The following is a 15,665-nucleotide window of genomic DNA, read 5'->3' on the forward strand; positions in this document are numbered from 1 at the left end:
TTATGAGTATACTAAACTATATAACCTGGGATGTTGACCCGGAGATCTTCAATATAGGGCCCCTGAGCATCCGTTGGTACGGGCTGCTGTTCGCCCTGGGCTTTATCATCGGGCAACGCATCCTTACCAAAATATACGTAGCCGAGGGCCGGACCGAGGGCGATGTGGACGTGATCACCATTTACATGATCATCGGTACCGTAGTAGGTGCGCGTTTGGGCCATACCCTGTTTTACTCGCCAGAGTATTACCTGAGCAACCCGATAGAGATCCTGAAGATATGGGAAGGCGGGCTGGCGAGCCACGGAGCAACCATCGGTATCCTGCTAGCGCTGTGGCTGTTTAGTCGTAAGTATAGCTTCGATTATATGTGGGTGCTGGACCGCATCGTGATTGTGGTGGCACTGGGCGGCGCCCTCATCCGCCTAGGCAACCTGATGAACTCCGAAATATTTGGCCACCCAACCAACCTGCCGTGGGGCTTCGTTTTCTTGCAGCAGAACGAGTACTCACATGTGCCGCGCCACCCTACGCAGCTCTATGAGTCGCTGAGCGTGTTTGCGCTGTTCGTGCTGCTCTACTGGCTCTGGAAGAAGTATAAAGGTGCGCTGCCTAAGGGCTTACTGTTCGGTATCTTCGTAACGGCGCTGTTTACCTTCCGTTTCTTTGTGGAGTTCCTCAAAGAGGACCAGGTGGAGAAAGAGGCAACGATGGCCCTGAATATTGGCCAGCTTTTGAGCATCCCGCTGATTATCGCAGGCCTGTTTATACTTTTTAAAGTATGGCAGAACCCCAAACCAGCCCTGCCGGGTGGCAGGCCGAAGGAAGGCAGCAAAGTATAAGTGCCAGAACAAAAGAGTTTTCGAAAAGGGCATAAGACGTTTAAAGTATAAATCGCTCTGAGCGAAAGGGCTATTACTGCTCTATTTATACTTCAAGTGCATCCTGCCCCATACTTATAAACGGAAAAAAACATCCCCTTAGGCTTTATGGCAGAAGGGGATGTTTTTTTGTGGGTGCCTATAACGTATAGCGGAATAAATTACCGCCTTCGCTGGTGATGATCAGCACCCCGTCGTCTTCAAAGGCCACGGCTTCTGTCTGCCCTGTGCCTTTCAGCGCCCGCTTCTCGTACGTGCCCTCGTAAAACTTCTCTACGCTGTCAAAGTCGCTGAATACGTGCAGTTCCCCTTCGCTGAGCAGTACCACCGTTTTTTGGTCGGGGCTGATGGCGGCTCCTGTCACTTGTGCATTTAACGTATGGCTGCCGATAAGCCTGGCCCTGTAGGTGCCTTCCGCTGCGGGGAGTTGATATACTTTGGCCGTCTGGCTGCGGCCACGGTCCTTGGAGATGATGTACAGGTGGTCGTTGCTCCAGAAAAGGGCCTCGGAGTCGAAGTTGCGGTCTTTTTTAGGGGGTGGGAACTGCTTCTGATCCTCATAGGTGAAGCGGATGGCCTGCACCTGCCGCGGCTGCTCCGGGTTTACCTTGTACACAGCCAGCTCGCGGCGCTTGTTGTCGTTGTTGCCGGTGTCGGCTATGTAGATGTTTCCCTCAGAGTCCTGCGCCAGGTCTTCCCAGTCCACGTTCGGGAGATTTAGCCCAATGGTTCCCTCCAGTTTGCCCTGATCGTTGAGCCTGTAGAGGTTGGGGCCGTTGCCGGCGTCGTTATGAGTCAGGTACTCGCCTTTGGCAAGCACCGCCAGGCCCGAACTCTCGCTTACCTCACCGGGCAACGTGGCCAGGTGCTCCAGGCCAGCAGGCACTGCAGGGGCTTTCCCCGAAAATGTATCCCGGAAAAAGTATGCTCCCAGCCCAATGATCGCCAGGAAAATTGCCGTAATCAGAATCAGTAGCTTCATGTAGTAAACCAGTAGTACAGTGCTAGTATAAACGAGAAGTGGCAGGACGCGTTAAGACAAAGAAGTATAAAAATGACGTTATTTTGAGGGGCGATTTATACTTCCCTTCTACAACAGCTGAATCAAATGGATATTACAAAGATAAAAGAGACCTGCCTGTACGTGCAGGACCTGGCGGCGAGCAAAGACTTCTACCATAACAAGCTCGGCTTTAAGGTGATCGGTGAGGTGGCGGGCAGGCACGTGTTCTTCCGGGCGGGGGCGTCGGTGCTGCTGTGTTTTAACCCCGAGGCCTCTAAAGTAAGTAAAAGCCTGCCGCCGCACTTTGGCTCGGGGCAGCTGCACCTGGCCTTTGAGGTGGAGAAGGAACAGTATGAAGTATGGAAACAGCAGGTGCAGGACCTCGGCATTGCCATAGAGCAGGAGTATGACTGGGGCGGCGGCTTCCTGTCGTTCTATTTCCGCGACCCCGACGAGCACCTGCTGGAGGTAGTAATGGAGGGCATGTGGGAGCGGGGAGGATGATGCTTTGGCTGTTCATTGTTGTAACGGAGAGCTGCTGGGATCTGTTTTTTCTTTCAGATTTTTTTAGCTAATTTAGAGATTTCCGATCACCCTCTAAGCCCATAGTTCCCCCCTAAATGATTGACAGCCACGATACATTACTGAAAGACCTGGAGGCGGTAAGGCAAATCCCCGTTGTGCCTACCATGCTCAACGTAATTTGTGAGACCACAGGCATGGGGTTTGCTGCCGTGGCGCGGGTAACCCACGACAGGTGGCTGGCCTGCAGCGTAAGGGACGACGTACAGTTTGGGTTGGAGGCCGGAGGAGAGCTAGAGATCGAGACCACCCTCTGCAACGAAATCAGAGATCACCGCAAGCCCATCGTTATTGATTGTGTTGCAGAAGACCCGCTGTACAAAGATCACCATACACCCAGGATATATGGGTTGCAAAGCTACATCTCTATTCCCATCATACTTAAAAACGGAGCTTTCTTCGGGACACTGTGCGCGATAGATACCAAGCCGGCTAAAGTGAACAACGCTAAGGTGATCGGCATGTTTACCATGTTTGCCGAGCTGCTGGCCTTTCACCTGCAAAGCCTGGAGTTACTGGAGCGCAGCCATACGGTAACTTCCGAGCTACACCACGAAAACAAGGCTTTAACGCAGGAGAACTTCGACCTGGAGAGTTTTGTCTACTCCGCTTCCCACGATCTGAAATCTCCCCTATCCAATATAGAAGGCCTGCTTGATGAATTATCTGGGGCCATCGCCAGAGAGCATCTGGACAAAGAAGATGTTCGGCAGCTCATAACTGTGATGCGGCATTCTTTTAAGCGCTTTGCCGTGACGATAAGGGATCTTACAACGATAGTGGAGGTGGATAAGAACAGCGACAATGCGGATGCTGAAGATATAAACCTGCAGGAGGTAGTGGAGCATGTAAAGTATGACCTCGTTAGTTTGATCGCATCGTCCGGTGCTAAAATAGAGGTGGAGGTTGAGGAGGGGCTTGTGCTTAGCTTCTCTAAAAAGAACTTCCGAAGCATCATTTACAACCTCTTGAGCAATGCTATTAAGTACAGATCACCCGAGAGAATACCGGTAGTGCTGTTGAGGATGGCCCAGGTGGATGGAAAGGTGCAATTGTCGGTTTCGGATAACGGCATGGGCATTCCGGTTGAAAAGCAGAACAAGGTCTTCACCATGTTCAAACGCTTTCATGACCACGTGGAAGGAAGCGGCCTCGGCTTGTACATCGTAAAAAGGATTCTCGACAACAGTAGAAAGCAGATCCGGTTTCATAGCGCCTTAGGGGAAGGTACTACCTTTACGATCACCTTCTAAAGCCAGCCTGTTCCAACTCCCTGTCCACCCGCGCCAGCGTCTCCGGATGCAAAGTATGGCCGCCTTCGAACGTATAAACCTTTGGGTGGATTCCCAGCTCCTGCATCAGTCGCTGCTTGCGCTGTAGCGCTTCAGGAGTGATGAACTCGTCTTCGGTACCGTAAACTATGGCGACGGGCAAGTTCGAGAAAGCGGCTTTCCCGGTGGCAAAGTCGATGTCTTCGGGGAAGGAGGCAGCCCAAAGTATAAGCCGGTGCACAGGCACGTTTTGCGTGGCCAGCCAGCGGCTAACCGTGGCGCCGCCCTGCGAAAAGCCCAGCACCGTGATACGCACGTTTTCAGGCAGCTGGCGCAGTTGCTCCTGCAGCAGCAGGTTCAGATAGCTGGCTTGGTCCTCTATCTCAGAGAGCCGGTCTTCCTTCGTCATCCAAGTGGCGCCCACACGGCCGGAGAACCGCTCCAGGTAAAACCGCGACAGCGCCTCCGGTGCCACCACCAGCGTCTGCCCGTTGTCCAGCACACTGAAGTGCCGCAGAAAGAAGCGGGCCAGCTGGCCGTAGCCGTGGCACACGATCCAAAGGTCTGTTATACTTTCGGAGGGCGTACCTAGGGAATAATAGCGGGCCGTGCGCGGTACGGTAAGGCTGTGTTCGTTCATGATCTAAAGATATTAATCATGAATTAAAGTTAGGCGCATGTAGGTTTATACTTCTGCTGTCTAGCTACCAGATTGCTTCCTAAGTATAAAGTATCTGCTCCTCCGGACAAGTTGGGTTAGTAACCAAACGTCATTTAAAGGCACAAACTGCAATCCCAAACTCCCAAACTCTCTACCTCCCAACCTCTCCCTACAGGCTTTCCGGCGTGAACTGGAAAGGCAGCAGGTCGCCAACTGATTTAAAGCGGTAGTACTTACCGTCTGACGCCTGCAACAGCACCGGTATCGGCTCTTGTTGCCGGAACTCATACTCGGCCATTACCTGGCGGCATGCGCCGCAGGGCATGGCGGGCATAAATTCCTGCTCGTGGCGGCGGCGTGCTGTTACGGCCAACAGCTTTATCCTGGATTTGGGGTAATGTGCACTCAGGGCAAACAAGGCGGTGCGCTCAGCGCACAGGCCTGAGGGGTAAGCGGCGTTTTCCTGGTTGCTGCCCTTAAACAAGGAGCCATCTTCTAACAGAAGCGCAGCCCCCACCAGAAAGTTGGAGTAAGGGGCATAGGCATCGTTGGCAGCCTCCCGGGCCAAGTCCATGGCCTGCTGCTCCTGTGGCGTCAGCTCCTGCGCCTCCAGCACATCCACGCTTATTTGTACTTCCAGCTTACTTGCCATATAGGTATGCGTAGGTTCAAAAATGAGAAAAGGGCTATAAATTTAAGTTAATATTCTGATAAAACCATACTTAATCTTTGCCTTGCACTGCGTAATTTCTATCTTATGGCCAAACCCGAAACCCTACTATGAAAAAGATCCTGCTATTGGGCGCCGGCCGCTCGGCTTCATCGCTGATAAAATATTTATTTGATAACGCCACTGCCGAGAACTGGCACATCACCATCGGCGATATAAGTATAACGCACCTGCAGCCGCTCGTAGAGCCAATAGCTTTTGCCGAAACCATCACCTTTAACGTGCACGATGCCAAGCAACGGGCTGCGGAGGTAGGCAAGGCCGACCTGGTGATTTCGCTGCTGCCGGCCATCTTTCATATTGAGGTGGCACGGGAATGCCTTAAGCAGGAGAAGCACCTGATCACAGCCAGTTACGTGTCGCCGGACTTTCTGGCGCTGCACGCCGAGGCCCAGCAAAAGAACCTGACGATCCTGATGGAATCCGGCCTGGACCCGGGCATCGACCACATGTCGGCCATGCGCGTGATCCGAAGTATAAAAGCGGCGGGTGGCAAGCTTACCTCTTTTAAATCCTACACAGGCGGGCTGGTAGCCCCTGAATCGGATAACAACCCGTGGAACTACAAGTTTACCTGGAACCCGCGCAACGTGGTGTTGGCGGGGCAGGGCACGGCCAAGTACATCAAAGAAGGGCAGTACAAGTATATCCCGTACCACAAGCTGTTTAAGCGCACCGATGAATTCTACGTGGAGGGCTACGGCCATTTTGAGGGCTATGCCAACCGCGACTCCCTGAGTTACCGCGAACCCTACGGCCTGCTCGACATCCCGACCATGCTGCGGGGCACCCTGCGCCGCAAAGGCTACTGCGAAGCCTGGGACGTATTCGTGCAGCTCGGCCTGACCGACGACAGCTACACGTTAGACGGCTCGGAGCGTATGACCTACCGCACCTTTGTGGAATCCTTTTTGCCACCTGCCGCCTCACCGGAGAAACGTATGGCCGAACGGGTAAGTTTATACTTGGGTATACCTGTGGGAGGCGAGGTGCTGCAGAAACTGGAGTGGCTGGGCCTGTTTGAGGAAACGCCTGTCGGGCTGGAAGCTGCCACGCCGGCGCAAATTCTGGAGAAGATCCTGAAGGAGAAGCTCAGCCTCGCGCCCGGCGACAAGGACATGATCGTGATGCAGCACCAGTTTGGGTATGAACTGAATGGGGAGCAACGCGAGATAACTTCCACCTTGGTAGCTCTTGGAGAAGATGAAGTGCAGACGGCCATGGCAAAAACCGTGGGGCTGCCGGTAGGTATACTAGCCAAGCTGCTGCTGCAGGGCAGGATCACCCATCGCGGCGTGGTGATCCCGATCTACCCGGAGTTGTACGAGCCGGTGCTGGCAGAGCTGGAGGAGTATGGAATCCGCTTTGTGGAGACGGAAAGGGTGGTGGAGCGGGGGTAGCAGCTGCATTTAAAATCATTGCAAATCAAGAGGAAGGTGAGGGTTTATACCCTGACTGTTCTGATTTAACCTTATAAGAATGGATAACCAAGCGCGCCAGCGGCAAATCATAGAAGACTACATCAAGGCCTATAACACCTTCGATGTGGCCGGAATGGTGAAAGACATGCACCCAGATGTGGTATTCGAGAACATCTCGGACGGGATGACCATCCTCAAGATCCAAGGTATTTCCGGTTTCAGGACACAGGCTGAGCAGGCCACGGAGTTTTTTCAGGAGCGGGAGCAACGGGTAAAAAGCATCAGCTTTCAGGACGGCGTAGCCGAAGTGGCCATTGCTTACGAGGGTACGGTGGCTGTGGACCTGCCCAACGGCATGCAGGCGGGAGAGAAGGTAAGTATGGAAGGGAAGTCCATCTTCCACTTCTCCGGCGATAAGATCATCAAACTGCAGGATATCAGTTGATGCCTGAAGACCTCACTGTGTCCGGAGGTGCTGCGAGCGTCTGGTGCTAGAAGGCCAGGTAATACTCCCGCAGCAGCCCTGTGAACGCTGCAGTGTACGTTACCTTATCCTCTTCTCTGATAAAGAAGTCCTTGAGGACAGGCGCTGCAGGCGCAAAAGTATACGTTTGAATGTGGCGGATGCACTTACCGCCGTGGTAGGTGTACACCTGCAACTCCTCCTGCAAGTATAAATCAGAGGCTTTGGCCAGTCTGGCAAAGTATAAAGCCTCGGCCGGGGGCAGCAGCAAGTATAACTTTCCCTGCTCCGATAGGTGCTGCTGGGCAAAGTATAAAATGTCCTCAAACAGCAGCTCGCCGGTGTGTTTGGCGGTATTCTTCGCTACATCCGGCGATTTGAGCGAGGAAAGGAAAAAGGGTGGGTTGGAAAGTATAACATCATACTTTGGGCGCTCCTGCCCGGCAAACTCCTGCAGGCTCTGCGGGTGCAACTGCAGCCGGTTGGCCCAGGGGCTGGCGGCAAAGTTCTCCTGCGTCTGCTGTTGCGCCTCCGGGTTTATTTCCACGGCATCTATACCTGCCTTGCTCCGCTGCGCCACCATCAGCGAGAGCAAACCGGTTCCGGCGCCAATGTCGAGTATCCGTTGCGCCTCCTCAACCGCTACATAGGCCCCAAACACGCAGGAATCGGTGCACACCTTCATAGCGCACCTGTCCTGCTCCACCCGGAACTGCTTGAACTGGAAGTAGGTGTTAGGCATGGGAGGTTAGTTTTGAATGAGTGGGTGAGTGAATGAGTAATGGGTTTGGAATCAACACACAGGATTCCCGGAAGAAAGTATGATGCCTTTAACAGTTGCTTAAGCTGATTCTTTTCGAGGGATAAAAAATAATTCGCTTATCCGCTCAATCACTCATTCAAAATTGAATCAGCTCGGCAGGTAGGCACCCGACTCAAAGCCCTGGTCTACGAGCAGGTTAGGGGAGAGGGCGCTGTTTACAGCCAGCACATCGCAGCGCTCGTTCTCGGGGTGGCCGGCGTGGCCGCGTATCCATACGAACTTTACCTTGTGCTTCGGGTACACGCGCAGGAAGCGGCCCCACAGATCGGCGTTGGCTTTGCCTTTAAAGCCTTTCTTCTGCCAGCCGAACACCCAGCCCTTCTCCACGGCATCCACCACATACTTGGAGTCGGAGTAAACGGTAACCGGCATGCCCGGCTTGGTAATCGCCTCCAGCCCTTTGATCACGGCCAGCAGCTCCATGCGGTTGTTGGTTGTCTTCCGGAACCCCTCCGTCAGCTCTTTCTCGTGCTGTTTCCAGCGCAAAATAGTGCCGTAGCCACCTGGTCCCGGGTTTCCGCGTGAGGCTCCGTCAGTGTATAGTTCGATCATATTTTTTAATGAGTGAATGAGCGATTGAATGAATGAGAGAATGTTAAAAGATTCACTCATCCACTCAATCGCTCATTCAAAATTACAGATTAGTCTTAAACAGTTTGATGGCGATGGCCAGCAGGATAACGCCGAAGACCTTGCGCAGCACGTCTGCCCCGCCCTTGCCCAGTTTAGCCTCTATCCAGCTGCTGGACTTGAGCACGATGTACACGAATACCAGGTTGAGCACAATACCTACCAGAACGTTGGGCAGCGAGTAGGCGGCCCGCAGCGAGAGCAGCGTCGTCATGGTGCCGGCACCCACGATGAGCGGGAAGGCCAGCGGCACAATGGAGCCGCTTTTGGCATCCGGATCGGTATGGAAAAAGTCCTTGCCCAGGATCATCTCCAGGCCGATCAGGAAGATGATAATGGCACCGGCCATGGCAAACGACTCAAAGTCGATGCCGAAGAGCTTCAGGATAGACTGCCCCAGAAACAGGAACGCGATCATCAGGATGCCTGAAATAATGGTGGCCTTCTCTGACTCGATCCTGCCCTCGCGCTTGCGCAGGTTTATGATGATCGGGATGGAGCCGATGATATCGATCACGGCAAACAGCGTGAGCGTAACCGATGCGATTTCTTTTATGCTAAACACAGTAGATTAATGAGTTAGAGAGTTATAAAGTTAAAGAGTTAGTTATGGTTCAGGAAGCCTTCACTATTAAAATGCAAAAGAACTCCTAAACTCGCTAACTCCCAAACTGTCTAACTCCAATCAGGCGTAATAATGCAGGAAAAAGCGCTTCAGCTCTTCGTACTCCTCATCCTGTATGGCCGGGAAGTTGGCGATGCGGAATGTGGTGCGGGCCCAGGTGCCGTAGCCGTTGCCCAGGCGTATGTTGTGGTGCAGGGCGCGCTTCTTGGCATCATCCACCATTTTATCGTTGCCCTGCAGCGTTAGCACGGTCTTGGACCGCACCTCCTCGTTCTCTATCAGCGGCCTGAAATCGGCAAACTGCTCAAAGAAAGTATAAAGGTCCTGCGCACGGTCGGTCAGGTGCTGGTCGATGCCTTTGATAAACGGCCGGTCCTCGAGCATGCGCTTGAGCAGGTAAATGTTGAGCTCGTTGGGCGTATGCGTGGTCTGGTAGTTCAGCATCTTCTCATAGATCGGCACCAGGCTGTTGTAGTGGTTGCGCTCAGCCATCTTCTTCGCCCTGAAAATAGAGCGGGGCGAGCAGGCCATCACAGCCAGCCCTGGCGGCAGGCCAAAGCACTTCTGCACCGAGGCAAACCAGATGTCGGCCTTGATCAGCTTCAGGTTCAGGCCAGCCATGGAGGAGGTGGCATCCACCGCAATCAGGGTGTCGCGGAAGCGGTTGTGCAGGTTCAGGATGGTGGTAGGGCTTACCTGGGTGCCGTTGGATGTCTCGTTCTGCGTAAAGCAGATCAGTTCGGTGTCGGCGCTGATCTGCAGCTCGCTCACCGGCATCGGCTCATTAAAGTCGAACTGGAAGCCCTCCGCTTCGGGGCGCAGCTTCTTGGCGTATTCAAACCACTTCTCCCCGAACGAGCCGTTGTAAATATGGAAGCTCTTCTGCTTGGTAAGGCTCTGTATCAGGATTTCCCAGCACTCGGTGGCCGAGGTAGCGAAGAAAATGTAGTAATCCTGCGGGATGTTGAGCTTGCGCTTGATAGAGCCCACCACCGCCCGCGACACCTGCACAAATTGCTCACCCCGGTGTGGAGTGTTCAGAATGCCCTCGTCATACGCGTCTACAAGATAGGTGCGTACTTCAGGGTAAACTTTAGAGGGGCCGGGATAGAAGTTGAGCATGGGACGGTGATTTGATATAGCTTTTATGCTATATTATAAAAATTGTATTTAACGAACCTATAACGGTGCAGGTTGCGGAAATCATACATTAAAGCCGATCTGTTTCGGCTTCAGGCGCTCAAAATATTGTAGCGCAAGCCGATAGCTTTCCAGTCCGAAGCCGCTGATGCTGCCTTTGCAGTAAGGCGCGATCATACTTTTCTGCCGCCACGCCTCCCGGGCGTGGATATTGGAAATATGCACTTCCACCACCGGCGTGTCGATGGCCCTGATGGCATCCGATATGGCCACCGACGTATGGGTATAGGCACCGGCATTAAACACGATGCCCTTGTAGCTAAAGCCCACCTCGTGCAGCTTATCAATCAGTACGCCTTCCGTGTTCGACTGGAAATACGAAAGCTCCAGCGCCGGGAACGCCGCTTGCAGCTCCTCAAAATAATCTTCGAAGGAGCGGTTGCCGTACACCGATTTCTCGCGCACCCCCAGCAAATTCAGGTTCGGGCCGTTCAGGATGAGTATCTTCATAGTTAAAGTATCCAAATTTCCAAAGCTACAAAGGTAAGGATTAACTATCTTTGCTTGATAATAATTGTTTAATTGTTGGGCAGCTAAATTGTTGGATCAGGATGAAAGAATGCGCAGGATTAAGATTCCCTCATTCAAAACTCTCTAACTCTCTAACTCCTAAACTCTCTAACTCCCAAACTCCCAACCGTGAACTGGCGCATCTGCAGCAAGCAATTCGAGGAATACCTGAAACTGGAGAAGTCGCTCTCGCGCCACTCGGTGGAGGCTTACGGGCGCGATGTGCGCAAATTGGTCGAGTTCCTGGATGCGCGCGGGCTGCAGGTATCCCCGGAGGATATAACGCCGGCCATACTTCGTGATTTCCTGGAGTGGATAAACGAGCTGGGCATGACGCCGCACTCGCAGGCCCGTACCCTCTCCGGCATCCGCGCCTTTTACAAGTTCCTCATCATGGAGGACATGATGCAGACCGACCCCACCGACACCATCGAGGCCCCGAAGCTGAGCCGGAAATTGCCCGACACGCTCGCCTTCCATGAGATTGAGGAGTTGCTGGCGGCCATCGACCTCTCCACGCCCGAGGGCACCCGCAACCGCGCTATGCTGGAAACGCTCTATAGCTCCGGCCTCCGCGTCTCGGAGCTGCTGGACCTGCGCATCAGCAATTTGTATGAAGATGCCGGGTTCCTAAAGATTTCCGGTAAAGGAGAGAAAGAGCGCCTGGTGCCGATCGGGCGCGATGCGCTGAAGCACATAAAACTTTACCGCGAGGGCATCCGCTGCCACCTCAACATCAAGAAAGGGCATGAGGATATCCTCTTCCTCAACCGCCGGGGCGCTAAAATGACGCGCGTGATGGTATTCACCATTATCAAAGATTTGGCAGCAAAGGCCGGTATCCAGAAAACGGTGAGCCCCCACACCTTCCGCCACTCCTTTGCCACGCACCTAATTGAGGGCGGTGCCGATCTGCGCGCCGTGCAGGAGATGCTGGGCCACGAGTCCATCACCACCACTGAGATTTACACCCACCTCGACCGCGATTACCTCAAGCAGGTAATTAAGGATTACCACCCACGAAGCTGATAAAGTATAAGTATAGCTAAGCGCACACAACGATGGCAGAACCACACGCAACCAACGGGTCCGGTTTTAAGGAGTTTCTGCCCGAATTTGTGTACGGTGGCATAGACGGAGCCATTACCACCTTTGCCGTGGTGGCCGGTGCCACAGGTGCCAATTTTGATATTCCGGTGGTCATCATACTTGGTTTTGCCAACCTGGTGGCAGATGGCTTCTCCATGTCGGTAGGCAACTTTTTCTCTTCCAAGGCAAGCGTGGATGCCTACGACAAGCATAAAGCCACAGAGTACTGGGAGATCGAGAACCTGCGGGAGACAGAGGTGGAGGAGATCCGCGACATTTACCGGAAGAAAGGATTTGAGGGGGAGCTGCTGGAGCAGGTGGTGGGCGTGATCACTTCTAACAGGGACGTATGGGTGGATACGATGATGAAGGAGGAACTGGAGCTATCCAAAGACCGCAAATCTCCTTACCAAACGGCCGGCATGACCTTTTTCTCTTTCCTGCTGATAGGGTTCATACCTTTGGCAGCTTATGTTTTTGCCTTGCTCTTTAATACCAGTCAGGACAACCTGTTTCTCTACGCCTGCCTGCTCACGGGCGTGGCGCTAAGTATAATCGGGGTGCTCAAGAGCGCGGTCAACAACAAAAATGTGCTGCAGGGCGTGGCTGAAACACTCTTTCTTGGCGGCATAGCAGCCATCCTAGCCTACTTCGCCGGGGATTTTCTGGAAAACCTGTTCAGGTGATGCGGTTGCATCTGTACTTTTATACTTGCTTTAAGTTTCCTGAACCAGCTGGCCAACTAATCAGATTACAATATCTTTGCCCCAGAGCAGTTATTCACGTTAGTGCCGGATGCACAGCAATCTTTATACTTACTACACCCTGATACATCAAATGAAGCGATCTCTTTGCAGCCTTACGTTTGTTTTATTTCTCTTTATTCCTTTTCTCGCACTACCCCAATCCATAGGAGACATTACGCCTGCACCTGTGCAGGTTAACCAGAAGGGTAGAGGGCATGTCACCATTAACCGGGAAGCACAGATTGTGTATGATGCGCAGTTTGCGGACCAGGCCGCTTATCTGGAGGAAATGCTGGCTGCCCAGACCGGGATGCGCCTGGCCCTACAGCCGAACAACCGGCAGAAAAGCGCTGCCAGCCACCGCATACGCCTGCTGTTTGGTGGGCGGGCTATCACAAAGGCGGAAATGTATACCTTAACCGTTTCGGGTAAAGATGTCATCATCAGGGCTAAAGATACAGGCGGTATGGTATACGGTATCCAGACACTGCTGCAGCTCTTCCCGCTGGAGCAGGTAGCCGAAGTGAGGATTCCTAACGTGGAGATAAAAGACTATCCGCGCTTTTCCTACAGGGGCATGCACCTGGACGTGGTACGGCATATGTTTCCGCTTGAGTTCATCAAAAAGTATATCGACTACCTTGCCTTCCATAAATTCAACACCTTCCACTGGCACCTGACCGACGACCAGGGGTGGCGCATCGAAATAGAGTCTTACCCCAAACTTAACACCATCGGTTCCTGGCGCGAGGCAACCCTGATTGGCCACTTTAAAGATGCGCCCGCCCGCTATGACTCGACCCGCTATGGCGGCTATTACACCAAGGAGGAGGTGCGCGAGGTAATTCGCTATGCAGCAGTCCGCGGGATCAGTATCATTCCTGAAATAGACATACCTGGCCATAGCCGGGCTACCATAGCGGCCTATCCGGAGTTTAGCACCCGCCCCGATACTACCTGGAATGTGGCGACCACCTGGGGCATGTACAACCGCCAGAACAACGTGCTGCAGCCAAACCCCGCTACCTTTAAGTTCCTGGAGACGGTTTTTCAAGAGGTGGCAGAGCTGTTTCCGGCCCCGTACTTCCACCTGGGTGGGGATGAGTGCAGCAAAATGTGGTGGAAAGCTGACCCGGTTTCGCAGCAGTTTATCCAAGACCACAACCTGAAAGATGAGAAGGGGCTGCAGACCTACTTTGTGGAGCAGGTGGCCGGATACCTCAACGCCAAAGGCAAGAAAGTAATTGGCTGGCACGAGATACTGGAAGGCGACCTGAACACCTCCACCCTGATCATGAACTGGGGAGGGGAGAAGGAAGGTATAGCCGCTGCTACGCGTGGGCACCAGGTGATCATGTCGCCGGGCAAGCCGCTGTACTTTGACCACTACCAGTCCAAAGACCCCAGCGACAGCCTGGCCATTCATGGTTACAATCCGGTAGATGCGGTATACGCTTTTGAGCCGGTGCCTGACACGCTGCGCAAACTCAACCTGGACCACTACATCATAGGCGCGCAAGGCAATGTATGGACCGAATACATGGGTAGCCCGGCCAAGGTGGAGTACATGATCTTCCCAAGAATGACGGCCCTGAGTGAGGTGCTCTGGTCCCCACGCCACAAGAGAGATTACCAGGACTTCAAAAGGAGGCTTGAACAAGCCATCATCCCGCGGTATGAGTATTGGGGAGCTGCCTATTTCCGTAATTTTGAGCAATGGACGGCGGAGAAGTAAAGAAGGGCGACACAAACTGTTTCTGAATCCGGGCAGCTTTGCTAGCGCAGGCAAGGGAGAGATTCTTCTGCTGGCTCAGGGTGGGGCAGGAGGCAAAGTGGCCCTCCTCAGAGCTTGCTTATCTAAAAGATCCGCTTTACCCAACAATCATTAAATCCTAATCCTATCTTTGCAGGCAAGTATAACCTAACCTGATACGCCGTGTATAAAAGCCTGCTGCGCCCGCTGCTTTTCCAGCTCGACCCTGAAAAAGTGCATTACCTGTCTACCGACGCCCTGCGCGCCTCCCTGAGACTGCCTTTTGCTAAAAGCATTGCCGAAAGTATGTTTAAGGTGGAGGACACGAGGCTGGAGCGCGAGTTGTTTGGCCTAAGGTTCCCGAACCCGGTGGGCCTGGCTGCAGGCTTTGATAAGGACGCGATGCTGGTGGACGAACTGGCCGAACTGGGCTTTGGCTTTGTGGAAATCGGCACCCTGACGCCGAAACCACAGGCTGGTAACGACAAGCCGCGCCTGTTCCGCCTGCCGCAGGACCAAGCCATCATCAACCGCATGGGCTTCAACAACCAGGGCGTGGACGCTGCCGTGCGGAGGCTGGAGCAGCGCAAGAGCAATATCATCGTGGGCGGCAACATTGGCAAGAACAAGGTGACGCCAAACGAGGAGGCGCTCAGCGACTACTTGTACTGCTTCAGGGCACTGTTCCACGTGGTGGATTACTTTGTGGTGAACGTGAGCTCGCCCAACACGCCGGACCTGCGCGCCCTGCAGGACAAGGAGCCGCTACAGAGGCTGCTGGTGTCGCTGCAGGAGGAGAACCAGAAGATGGGCACCCCCAAACCACTGCTGCTCAAAATAGCCCCGGACCTGAACCTGGACCAGCTCAACGACATCATCGCGATCGCTCAGGAAGCCAAGCTCAGCGGCATCATCGCCACGAACACCACCATCAGCCGCCAGGGCCTGCAAACGGCGGAGGCGCGGGTGCAGGAGATCGGCATGGGCGGCCTGAGCGGAAAGCCACTGACGACACCATCCACACAAATAATACAGCACCTGCGCACGTTTTTGCCCCCTGAAATTCGTCTGATCGGGGTGGGTGGCATCATGACGGCGCAGGACGCGATCGATAAAGTGAACGCCGGTGCCGACCTGGTGCAGCTTTACACCGGTTTCATCTACGAGGGCCCCTCCCTGGTAAGCCAGATCAATAAAAAATTACTTTCCAGATAAGCTACATTCGGGTGGCAAGGCTAAGGCATTGCCACGAAAAAGTGTAAATTTGGGATTCTAAC

General features: G+C 53.6%; 17 protein-coding genes. 9 read left to right on the forward strand and 8 right to left on the reverse strand.

Annotated features, from left to right (window positions below):
• The first annotated feature begins 2 nt into the window (after positions 1 to 2).
• Positions 3 to 842, forward strand: coding sequence for a prolipoprotein diacylglyceryl transferase (gene lgt / locus OH144_RS00680; RefSeq protein WP_266204366.1), 840 nt, complete (start codon positions 3 to 5; stop codon positions 840 to 842).
• 178 nt (positions 843 to 1,020) lie between these two features.
• Here the strand turns inward: lgt and OH144_RS00685 are convergent, their stop codons facing one another.
• Positions 1,021 to 1,863, reverse strand: a complete 843-nt coding sequence (locus OH144_RS00685; RefSeq protein ID WP_266204367.1) for a hypothetical protein — start codon at positions 1,861 to 1,863, stop codon at positions 1,021 to 1,023.
• A 126-nt stretch (positions 1,864 to 1,989) separates the two neighbouring features.
• Here OH144_RS00685 and OH144_RS00690 point away from each other — a divergent pair, with 126 nt between their 5' ends.
• Both OH144_RS00690 and OH144_RS00695 read left to right on the forward strand, forming a co-directional pair.
• On the forward strand, positions 1,990 to 2,388 hold the full coding sequence (locus tag OH144_RS00690) for a VOC family protein (RefSeq protein WP_266204368.1): 399 nt from the start codon (positions 1,990 to 1,992) through the stop codon (positions 2,386 to 2,388).
• A 116-nt stretch (positions 2,389 to 2,504) separates the two neighbouring features.
• Positions 2,505 to 3,719: a sensor histidine kinase gene (locus OH144_RS00695; protein WP_266204369.1), complete on the forward strand. Its 1,215-nt coding sequence runs from the start codon at positions 2,505 to 2,507 to the stop codon at positions 3,717 to 3,719.
• Here the strand turns inward: OH144_RS00695 and OH144_RS00700 are convergent.
• Positions 3,709 to 4,377: an alpha/beta hydrolase gene (locus OH144_RS00700; RefSeq protein ID WP_266204370.1), complete on the reverse strand. Its 669-nt coding sequence runs from the start codon at positions 4,375 to 4,377 to the stop codon at positions 3,709 to 3,711. The two genes, OH144_RS00695 and OH144_RS00700, sit on opposite strands and share 11 nt — an antisense overlap.
• Positions 4,378 to 4,567: 190 nt before the next feature.
• On the reverse strand, positions 4,568 to 5,050 hold the full coding sequence (gene cdd, locus OH144_RS00705; protein ID WP_266204371.1) for a cytidine deaminase: 483 nt from the start codon (positions 5,048 to 5,050) through the stop codon (positions 4,568 to 4,570).
• 128 nt (positions 5,051 to 5,178) lie between these two features.
• On the opposite strand from cdd, the gene OH144_RS00710 reads away from it, so the two are divergent.
• Entirely contained in the window at positions 5,179 to 6,528 is a 1,350-nt protein-coding gene (locus OH144_RS00710; protein WP_266204372.1) for a saccharopine dehydrogenase C-terminal domain-containing protein, read from the forward strand.
• 79 nt (positions 6,529 to 6,607) lie between these two features.
• On the forward strand, positions 6,608 to 6,994 hold the full coding sequence (locus OH144_RS00715) for a nuclear transport factor 2 family protein (protein ID WP_266204373.1): 387 nt from the start codon (positions 6,608 to 6,610) through the stop codon (positions 6,992 to 6,994).
• Between the two features lie 46 nt (positions 6,995 to 7,040).
• Here OH144_RS00715 and OH144_RS00720 read toward each other — a convergent pair whose 3' ends face one another.
• The 5 genes from OH144_RS00720 to aroQ all read right to left on the reverse strand — a co-directional run bounded on the left by OH144_RS00720 (position 7,041) and on the right by aroQ (position 10,740).
• Positions 7,041 to 7,754: a tRNA1(Val) (adenine(37)-N6)-methyltransferase gene (locus OH144_RS00720; protein ID WP_266204374.1), complete on the reverse strand. Its 714-nt coding sequence runs from the start codon at positions 7,752 to 7,754 to the stop codon at positions 7,041 to 7,043.
• Between the two features lie 168 nt (positions 7,755 to 7,922).
• Positions 7,923 to 8,387, reverse strand: a complete 465-nt coding sequence (gene rnhA / locus OH144_RS00725) for a ribonuclease HI (protein ID WP_266204375.1) — start codon at positions 8,385 to 8,387, stop codon at positions 7,923 to 7,925.
• An 82-nt stretch (positions 8,388 to 8,469) separates the two neighbouring features.
• Positions 8,470 to 9,030, reverse strand: a complete 561-nt coding sequence (locus tag OH144_RS00730; protein ID WP_266204376.1) for a MarC family protein — start codon at positions 9,028 to 9,030, stop codon at positions 8,470 to 8,472.
• A 120-nt stretch (positions 9,031 to 9,150) separates the two neighbouring features.
• A complete protein-coding gene (locus tag OH144_RS00735) occupies positions 9,151 to 10,212 on the reverse strand; it encodes an aminotransferase class V-fold PLP-dependent enzyme (RefSeq protein ID WP_266204377.1) in 1,062 nt (353 codons plus the stop codon).
• An 81-nt stretch (positions 10,213 to 10,293) separates the two neighbouring features.
• Complete coding sequence (gene aroQ, locus OH144_RS00740; protein WP_266204378.1) at positions 10,294 to 10,740, reverse strand: type II 3-dehydroquinate dehydratase; 447 nt, start codon at positions 10,738 to 10,740, stop codon at positions 10,294 to 10,296.
• Positions 10,741 to 10,929: 189 nt separating this feature from the next.
• On the opposite strand from aroQ, the gene xerD reads away from it, so the two are divergent.
• From xerD to OH144_RS00760, 4 genes are all read left to right on the forward strand, one after another.
• On the forward strand, positions 10,930 to 11,829 hold the full coding sequence (gene xerD / locus OH144_RS00745; protein ID WP_266204379.1) for a site-specific tyrosine recombinase XerD: 900 nt from the start codon (positions 10,930 to 10,932) through the stop codon (positions 11,827 to 11,829).
• 32 nt (positions 11,830 to 11,861) lie between these two features.
• On the forward strand, positions 11,862 to 12,575 hold the full coding sequence (locus tag OH144_RS00750; protein ID WP_266204380.1) for a VIT1/CCC1 transporter family protein: 714 nt from the start codon (positions 11,862 to 11,864) through the stop codon (positions 12,573 to 12,575).
• A 247-nt stretch (positions 12,576 to 12,822) separates the two neighbouring features.
• Positions 12,823 to 14,370 carry a beta-N-acetylhexosaminidase gene (locus tag OH144_RS00755; RefSeq protein ID WP_266204381.1) on the forward strand — a complete coding sequence of 516 codons (1,548 nt, stop codon included), beginning with the start codon at positions 12,823 to 12,825 and terminating at the stop codon, positions 14,368 to 14,370.
• 201 nt (positions 14,371 to 14,571) lie between these two features.
• Positions 14,572 to 15,603: a quinone-dependent dihydroorotate dehydrogenase gene (locus tag OH144_RS00760; protein ID WP_266204382.1), complete on the forward strand. Its 1,032-nt coding sequence runs from the start codon at positions 14,572 to 14,574 to the stop codon at positions 15,601 to 15,603.
• The last annotated feature ends 62 nt before the right edge of the window (positions 15,604 to 15,665 follow it).

It is taken from the genome of Pontibacter kalidii (genome assembly GCF_026278245.1).
Taxonomy (GTDB): Bacteria; Bacteroidota; Bacteroidia; order Cytophagales; family Hymenobacteraceae; genus Pontibacter; species Pontibacter kalidii.

Bases quoted from the DNA above. Each gene is read 5' to 3' on its own strand.
- OH144_RS00735 (WP_266204377.1), bottom strand. From the start codon at position 10,212: ATGCTCAACTTCTATCCCGGCCCCTCTAAAGTTTACCCTGAAGTACGC.
- lgt (WP_266204366.1), top strand. From the start codon at position 3: ATGAGTATACTAAACTATATAACCTGGGATGTTGACCCGGAGATCTTC.
- rnhA (WP_266204375.1), bottom strand. From the start codon at position 8,387: ATGATCGAACTATACACTGACGGAGCCTCACGCGGAAACCCGGGACCA.
- cdd (WP_266204371.1), bottom strand. From the start codon at position 5,050: ATGGCAAGTAAGCTGGAAGTACAAATAAGCGTGGATGTGCTGGAGGCG.
- OH144_RS00685 (WP_266204367.1), bottom strand. From the start codon at position 1,863: ATGAAGCTACTGATTCTGATTACGGCAATTTTCCTGGCGATCATTGGG.
- OH144_RS00750 (WP_266204380.1), top strand. From the start codon at position 11,862: ATGGCAGAACCACACGCAACCAACGGGTCCGGTTTTAAGGAGTTTCTG.
- OH144_RS00720 (WP_266204374.1), bottom strand. From the start codon at position 7,754: ATGCCTAACACCTACTTCCAGTTCAAGCAGTTCCGGGTGGAGCAGGAC.
- aroQ (WP_266204378.1), bottom strand. From the start codon at position 10,740: ATGAAGATACTCATCCTGAACGGCCCGAACCTGAATTTGCTGGGGGTG.
- OH144_RS00695 (WP_266204369.1), top strand. From the start codon at position 2,505: ATGATTGACAGCCACGATACATTACTGAAAGACCTGGAGGCGGTAAGG.
- OH144_RS00715 (WP_266204373.1), top strand. From the start codon at position 6,608: ATGGATAACCAAGCGCGCCAGCGGCAAATCATAGAAGACTACATCAAG.
- OH144_RS00710 (WP_266204372.1), top strand. From the start codon at position 5,179: ATGAAAAAGATCCTGCTATTGGGCGCCGGCCGCTCGGCTTCATCGCTG.
- OH144_RS00690 (WP_266204368.1), top strand. From the start codon at position 1,990: ATGGATATTACAAAGATAAAAGAGACCTGCCTGTACGTGCAGGACCTG.
- OH144_RS00700 (WP_266204370.1), bottom strand. From the start codon at position 4,377: ATGAACGAACACAGCCTTACCGTACCGCGCACGGCCCGCTATTATTCC.